At 65.0% G+C, this 6,899-nt stretch carries 8 protein-coding genes, 1 tRNA gene and 1 pseudogene; 6 read left to right on the top strand and 4 right to left on the bottom strand.

What is annotated here, in order from left to right; translation table 11 throughout:
- Positions 1-218 precede the first annotated feature (218 nt).
- The gene (pdxA, locus tag L995_RS22860) at positions 219-1,952 is read left to right on the top strand and encodes a 4-hydroxythreonine-4-phosphate dehydrogenase PdxA (protein ID WP_047473827.1); all 1,734 of its coding nucleotides are present in this window, start codon (positions 219-221) and stop codon (positions 1,950-1,952) included.
- Positions 1,953-2,049: 97 nt separating this feature from the next.
- Here the strand turns inward: pdxA and L995_RS22865 are convergent, their stop codons facing one another.
- The gene (locus L995_RS22865; RefSeq protein WP_017407778.1) at positions 2,050-2,400 is read right to left on the bottom strand and encodes a DUF1304 domain-containing protein; all 351 of its coding nucleotides are present in this window, start codon (positions 2,398-2,400) and stop codon (positions 2,050-2,052) included.
- A gap of 99 nt (positions 2,401-2,499) precedes the next feature.
- Positions 2,500-2,880 carry a hypothetical protein gene (locus L995_RS22870; RefSeq protein ID WP_047473828.1) on the bottom strand — a complete coding sequence of 127 codons (381 nt, stop codon included), beginning with the start codon at positions 2,878-2,880 and terminating at the stop codon, positions 2,500-2,502.
- Positions 2,881-3,281: 401 nt separating this feature from the next.
- Between L995_RS22870 and L995_RS22875 the strand changes: the two genes are divergently transcribed.
- The 4 genes from L995_RS22875 (at position 3,282) to L995_RS22890 (ending at position 5,042) form a co-directional block, all read left to right on the top strand.
- Entirely contained in the window at positions 3,282-3,638 is a 357-nt protein-coding gene (locus tag L995_RS22875) for a PRC-barrel domain-containing protein (RefSeq protein ID WP_016450092.1), read from the top strand.
- A 119-nt stretch (positions 3,639-3,757) separates the two neighbouring features.
- Positions 3,758-4,108: a four-helix bundle copper-binding protein gene (locus L995_RS22880; protein WP_016450093.1), complete on the top strand. Its 351-nt coding sequence runs from the start codon at positions 3,758-3,760 to the stop codon at positions 4,106-4,108.
- Positions 4,066-4,620, top strand: coding sequence for a hypothetical protein (locus L995_RS34470; protein ID WP_231574512.1), 555 nt, complete (start codon positions 4,066-4,068; stop codon positions 4,618-4,620). The genes L995_RS22880 and L995_RS34470 overlap by 43 nt, the downstream gene beginning before the upstream one ends.
- Positions 4,621-4,760: 140 nt before the next feature.
- A complete protein-coding gene (locus tag L995_RS22890) occupies positions 4,761-5,042 on the top strand; it encodes an H-NS histone family protein (RefSeq protein ID WP_016450095.1) in 282 nt (93 codons plus the stop codon).
- A 118-nt stretch (positions 5,043-5,160) separates the two neighbouring features.
- On the opposite strand, the gene L995_RS22895 is transcribed toward L995_RS22890, so the two are convergent.
- Together L995_RS22895 and serS are read right to left on the bottom strand one after the other, a co-directional pair.
- Positions 5,161-5,250: transfer RNA gene (locus L995_RS22895), tRNA-Ser, on the bottom strand.
- 33 nt (positions 5,251-5,283) lie between these two features.
- Entirely contained in the window at positions 5,284-6,600 is a 1,317-nt protein-coding gene (serS, locus tag L995_RS22900; RefSeq protein ID WP_016450096.1) for a serine--tRNA ligase, read from the bottom strand.
- A 137-nt stretch (positions 6,601-6,737) separates the two neighbouring features.
- On the opposite strand from serS, the pseudogene L995_RS22905 reads away from it, so the two are divergent.
- A pseudogene (locus tag L995_RS22905) lies at positions 6,738-6,899 on the top strand (histidine kinase); the annotation flags it as partial.

A 6,899-nucleotide genomic window follows, 5' to 3' on the forward strand; every position in this document is an offset into this window, starting at 1 on the left:
TTGGAGACACTGCCATGGCGCACCGTGGCCTCGAAGGCGCGCAAGGCAGACAGCGGCGGCATGTGGACGGGTGCGGGCATGGCAATGGCGGCTCTAGACAGGTGGAACATCGGACTTTCAGTTGAACATTGCTCAATTGAATGATGAGTCTATATCGATTTATTACTGGAGCATCTTCATGCAAAGTAAACCCATCGATTGAGGTTTCAGCAAGAACCATGAAGCACTCCAGCCCCAACTCCGCCAACCCCTCGGCCAGCACTCCGGCCAGCGCGCCCCTGGCCATCACCATGGGCGATCCATTGGGCATCGGGCCCGAGATCATCGTCAAGCTGGCAATGGACCCTGCGCGGCCCTGCACGCCGTTTCTCGTCATCGGCGACATCGCCCGGCTGCAGCGGGCGGCCGATGGGTTGGGCGTCCATCCGCAGATCCGGGCCATCGAGACACCGGCCCAGGTCCCTGTCCTGGTACCGCCCGCCACGCTCTTCGTGCTGCAGACCGGCGAGGACCTGCCGCCGGACCTGCCCTGGGGCTGCGTCGATGCACGCGCCGGCGCGGCCTGCCATGCCTATATCCAGCGCGGCATCGACCTGGCCCTGACTGGCGACGTCTCGGGCCTGGTGACCGCCCCCATCCACAAGGAAGCGCTGCGCGCGGCAGGCTGCCCGCATCCGGGCCATACCGAGATGCTGGCCGAGCGTTCCGGCACACGCGACTTCGCCATGATGCTCGCCAATGATGAGCTGCGGGTGCTGCTGGTCTCCATCCATGTGCCGCTGCAGCAGGCCATCGCCTCCGTGACCATGGACAACGAGCTGCGCGCCATTCGCCTCGCGCACCAGGCCTGCCGCGCGTTCGGCATCCCCCGGCCCCGGGTGGCCGTGGCAGGGCTCAATCCGCATGCCGGTGAAAACGGTCTGTTCGGGGACGAGGACCGCTCGGTGATCATCCCCGCCATTGCCGCCGCGCGCGCCGAAGGCATCGACGCCAGCGGCCCCTGGCCCGGCGACACGGTCTTCATGCGGGCGCGCCGGGGCGAGTTCGACGTGGTGGTCGCCCAGTTCCATGACCAGGGGCTGATTCCCGTGAAATACCTGGGTGTGGAGCAAGGCGTGAACATCACCGTGGGCCTGCCCTTTGTGCGCACCTCGGTGGACCATGGCACGGCCTTCGACATCGCGGGCACGGGCCGCGCCGACCACGCCAGCCTGGCCTGCGCGCTGCGCCAGGCGGCAGCCATGGTGCAGGCCACCCGTACCGGTGCCAGTGCACGAACGCAACGCCCGGACTTCATCTTCATGCTCACGCAGCAGGACAGGACCATTGCCGATGCGCGCGAGCGGCTGCGCGAGGTGCTGGCCCAGGGCGTTCGCCATGTGGGCTTCAAGGACATCGGCCTGCCCCTGCCCGAGCTGCATGCCCTGGCCCGGGACATCCGTGCGGGCGGCGCCAGGGTCTATCTGGAGGTTGTCAGCCTCGACGAGGCCAGCGAAGTGGCCTCCGCCCGCGCGGCGGTCGACATCGGGGTGGACGTGCTCATGGGTGGCACACGGCCCGAGGCGGTGCTGCCCGTGCTGCGCGGCAGCGGCATTGCGTACTACCCGTTTCCCGGCAAGGTGAGCGGGCATCCGAGCGTGCTTTCAGGCCCGGTACAGGACATCGTGGCCAGCGCCCGCCGCATGGCGGGGCTGGACGGCGTGCATGGCCTGGACCTGCTGGCCTACCGCTTCCACGGCGACGTGCCGGCCTTGATCAAGGCCGTCTGCGATGCGGTGGACAAACCCGTGGTCGTGGCCGGCTCCATTGATCGCAGTGAACGCATCGCGGCCGTGCTGGCCGGCGGCGCAGCGGGCTTCACGATAGGCACTGCCGCCTTCGAGGAGACTTTTCCGGCCGCGCGGCCCGGGCTGGCGGCGCAATTGCAGGCCATACAGGCGCTGGTGGACTGACGCCGGCCATGTCGGCTATGCCGGCCCGCGCCACGCACGCCGGGGTCACGGTCCAGCAGCAGCTGCAGCGATTTCGCCCACCGGTGCCCGGGCGTTCTCATAGCCCCAGGTACAGGGCCAGCAGCGAAACGGCGGCCGGCACGGCCTGCACCCAGAGGATCTTGCGGCTGGCCGTGGCTGCGCCATACAGGCCTGCCACCAGCACGCACAGGAGAAAAAAGTACTTGAACGCCAGGCCGTCGGCGCCCTGCGCCAACCCCCAGATCAGCCCGGCGGCGAGAAAGCCGTTGTAAAGCCCCTGGTTGGCGGCCAGCGTCCTGGTCTGCTGCGCAAATTCCGGCGTCAGCCCAAAGGCCTTCCTGCCAGCCGGCCGGTCCCAGAGAAACATCTCCAGCACGAGGATGTAGACATGAATTGCGGCGACGATGCCTATGAGAACGTTGGCCATCTGGGTGGATAGGAAAGTGGACAGGCCCCTGTATACGGGATGCATCCGCCGCCGTCCATGCCCGCCGCGCCACACATGGCCTGCAACGGCCTGCCCGTGTCACCCGGAAGACTTGCTGCCGGGTGGCACGGGCTTTTCCACTGGCTTTTGCGCACTCTCTGCCGGCGCCACGGCACCTGCGGCCGCACCGCCCAGCGCACCGGCCACGCTGCCTACCGTGCCGCCCACCACCACGCCCACCGGGCCTGCAATGACCGCACCGGCGGCAGCGCCGGCAGCGGCTCCGGCCAGTACGCCGCCGCCGATGAACACCGAGCGTGACTCGCGCTGCGCATCCTCCGGCGACAGCTGGTACTGGGCAGCTGCCTCGGGGTCCTGGGAAGGTACGCCGTGGCCCGGTCGCGCCTGTTCGGCCAGGTCTTCGTCCTCCACCGCATCTGCAGACACCGGCGGGATGGATGGCTTGTTGCTTGCATTCATGGGAATCTCCTTCGGGGATGGACCGTGGACGCGGGACTGCATCCGCAGCATCTCTCTTGCAGTTTTCGTTGTACGCCTGTGCCCGCCAGGCCGACGCCGGCCCAGACTGCGCTGCCGCGTCAGCAAAGGGCCGCAGCTGCGCAGACCATGACTACAAGGACTCGTAGGACCTGGCCTCCGGTGCCCAAGGACCCTCCTACGCCGGTCGCGGCGCACCGACTACCCGGAGCACTTCATTGCGGTCCTAAGCTGGAACCCAGAAGCACACAGGCTTCGACTTCGCCAGGCGATGCACGGGCTTTGAAGGGGCCGCCTCCCGCGCCTTTTCCCATGCCGCATCGCCCAGCCGCCAGATGCACTGCGTCGGCGTGCCAGCACCAACCCACTCAATGGAGAGCCTCATGGTCACACCCAACACCGTATCGAGCGTCATTTCTTCCGAAACCGTCAGCGGCACCAATGTCTACAACCCCGCAGGCGACAAGCTGGGCAGCATAGACACGCTGATGATCGACAAGCTGTCCGGCAAGGTGCGCTACGCCGTCATGGAATTCGGCGGCTTCCTGGGCATCGGCACGGACCGCTATCCGCTGCCCTGGGAATCCCTCAAGTACGAGCCCGACATGAACGGCTACGTGGTGTCGCTCACGCGCGAGCAGCTGGACAACGCGCCCCGCTATGAGCGCGACACGGCACCGGCCTACACCGATGAATATGGACGCCGCGTGAACGACTACTACGGCGTGCCCTACCTGTAAATCCCGACCCTTGCGGTCTTTGACACAGCCCCGTTCGCGGGGCGTTTTCTTTGGTGTGGATAGCTGGCCAAGGAAGAACGCCCTGCGCGACTTCACTCCCTCATTCCAGGAGAACTCCCATGAATACCACCCCACCGGCCATCGACTACAAGGCCTGCATGGATGCCTGCCAGGCCTGCATCATTGCCTGCAATACCTGTGCCGCCGCCTGCCTGAAGGAAACAGACGTCCAGATGATGGCCGCCTGCATTGCCCAGGATCTTGAATGCGCGCAGGTCTGCGAACTGGCCGTGGCCTCAATGGCGCGCCAAAGTCCGCATGTCTCAGACATCTGCCGCCTGTGCGCCCGGATCTGCCAGGCCTGCGCCGACGAATGCGGCAAGCATTCCCACGACCATTGCCAGACCTGCGCGGCAGCCTGCCAGCAATGCGCCATGTCGTGCAATCTCATGGGCATGCAGTCGCACTGACGCCGCTGGCCTTTGTCACGACAGCCGGCCAGGCGCCCATCCTGCAAACCGGCAGGAAAAAAAGCCACCGGCGCTGTCGTCATCCGCCCTATATCGGCAGCCTTCGGCGCTGCCTACACTTTGATGCATATCCACGCACAAAGGAGATGGGCATGGCACTGAACATCAGCATAGAACAGCGGTTCCTTACCCTCCTGGGCCAGTTGAAGCACATGCCTCCCTGCTCATCCCGCCAGGAAGCGCACGACATGCTCCTGCTGCTGTGGATGCGCATCTGCGAAGGCGCAGGCGCGCGCAGGCAATTGCTCAACAGCATGCGCCAGCGCACGCTGTGCGTAGAGCACGGCTGGAAAAACCTCGACAAAAGCCCCTGCTACTGGGATTCGGAGACCACGCCGGGCATCCGAATCTATCTGCATGCCAATGGCACCATCGTCATTCAAAGACAGGGCGGAGCGCAGGATTCCGAAATCCTGCACTTCAGCAGCCACCGGGAGTTTGTCGAGGCGTAGACAAAGGCCTCGCGCTCTATCCCGAACAATGGCGAAATATTGAAAAACCTAGGTGCAAACACCGACGATGTCCCACATGCGACATCGACCCTGTCTCCATAAAATGCGTCATTGTGTAGCACACTATCCATGAGGAACATATGACAGCAGATTACAAAACCCTGCTCAAGCAAAAGAGCGAGCTTGAGGCACGGATTGCCGAAACGCTGAAGGCGGAGAAAGGCGGAGTCATCGCCAAGGTCCGAGAACTCGTCCATGAGTTCGGATTGACCCACGACGACATCTTCAGCGCCCGCAAATCCAAGTCCGCCAACATTGGCGTGCCGAAATACCGGGACCCCGCCACCGGAGCCACCTGGACGGGACGGGGCAAGCCGCCGCGCTGGATCGAAGGCAAGGACCGCAAGGCCCTCGAGATCTGAGCATGGCCCGCCAACGCGGGCATTTTTTATGGCGGCCCCAATCGCCCGGACTCTCGCCAGGCAATGCCGGAAACAGAAAAACCCAGTGCTATTCACATAGCACTGGGTTTCATGTTTCTGGCGGAGAGGGAGGGATTCGAACCCTCGGTACGTTCGCACGTACGCCTGATTTCGAGTCAGGTACAATCGACCACTCTGCCACCTCTCCGCAGCGTCGAAGCTGAAATTATAGCCTAAAAATTCAGGCCTTCAGCAAAGTCTGTCCACCCATATACGGGCGCAGCGCCTCGGGGATGGTCACCGAGCCGTCGGCGTTCTGGTAGTTCTCCAGCACCGCCACCAGCGTGCGGCCCACGGCCAGGCCGGAACCGTTGAGCGTGTGCACCAGCTCGTTCTTGCCCTGGGCATTCTTGAAGCGCGCCTGCAGGCGGCGCGCCTGGAAGGCCTCGCAGTTGGAGACCGAGCTGATCTCGCGGTAAGTGTTCTGCGCAGGCAGCCAGACTTCCAGGTCATAGGTCTTGGCCGAGCCAAAGCCCATGTCGCCCGTGCACAGGCTCATCACGCGGTAGGGCAGGCCCAGCTTCTGCAGCACGGCCTCGGCGTGGCCGGTCATCTCTTCCAGCGCCTCGTAGCTCTTTTCCGGATGCACGATCTGCACCATCTCGACCTTGTCGAACTGGTGCTGGCGGATCATGCCGCGCGTGTCGCGGCCGTAGCTGCCGGCCTCGGAACGGAAGCAGGGGCTGTGGGCCGTGAGCTTGATGGGCAGCTGGTCCTCGGCCACGACCACGTCGCGCACGAAGTTGGTCAGCGGCACCTCGGCCGTGGGAATCAGGTAGAGCGCCGCGTTGTCGGGCACGGGCTCGCCGTCCTGGCCGCCCTTCTTGGCGGCGAACAGGTCGCCCTCGAACTTGGGCAACTGGCCCGTTCCCTTGAGCGAGTCGGCATTGACGGCGTAGGGCACATAGCACTCGGTGTAGCCATGCGAGTCGGTCTGCAGGTCGATCATGAACTGCGCCAGGGCGCGGTGCAGGCGGGCGATGGGGCCCTTCATCACGGTGAAGCGCGAGCCCGACAGCTTGACGCCCATGTCGAAATCCAGGCCCAGCGGCTGGCCCACGTCCACATGGTCCTTGACCTCGAAATCAAAGGTCTTGGGCGTGCCCCAGCGGCGCGCCTCCACATTGCCGCTTTCGTCCGCACCGACGGGCACGCTTTCGTGCGGAAGGTTGGGCACGGCCAGCAGCATGGCGTGCAGCTCGCCCTGGATCTGCTCCAGGCGCGTGGCCGACTGGTCCAGCTCGGTCTTGAGGCTGCCGACTTCGGCCTTGGCGGCCTCGGCAGCGTCCTTCTCGCCCTTGCCCATCAGCATGCCGATCTGCTTGGACAGCTGGTTGCGCTTGGACTGCAGCTCCTCGGTCCGTGTCTGCAGGGACTTGCGCTCTGCTTCCAGGGACTGGAAGGCCTCCACGTTCAGGAAGGCCTGGGGCTTTTTGCGGGTCTCCAGCCGTGCGACGGCCGAGTCAAGGTCTTTGCGAAGAAGAAGGATATCGAGCATAGCCGGCAATTTTAGGCGGTATCGCCATGGCAGCGCCCGCCCCTGGGCGTTGGGGGTCTTGCCGCTACAGAAATCCCGCGCCGGCGCCGATACTTCCAATATGCCGCCCACAGCGGTTTGCGCACCCGGGAGCACCCATGTTTTTTGTCTTCGGTCCCAACGGACAGATGTTTCGCGGTCCCGCCGAGCGGCTGGGCCAGGTGGCGCCCGTGCGCCGCGTACAACGCCCGCAGGCCCTGCGCACGCGCTCGGCCGATGTGATGGCGGGCGACGCCGCCGCCTCGTTCCCCGCCATCCTG

This window comes from Delftia sp. ZNC0008 (genome assembly GCF_000799035.1).
GTDB lineage: Bacteria > Pseudomonadota > Gammaproteobacteria > Burkholderiales > Burkholderiaceae_C > Comamonas > Comamonas tsuruhatensis.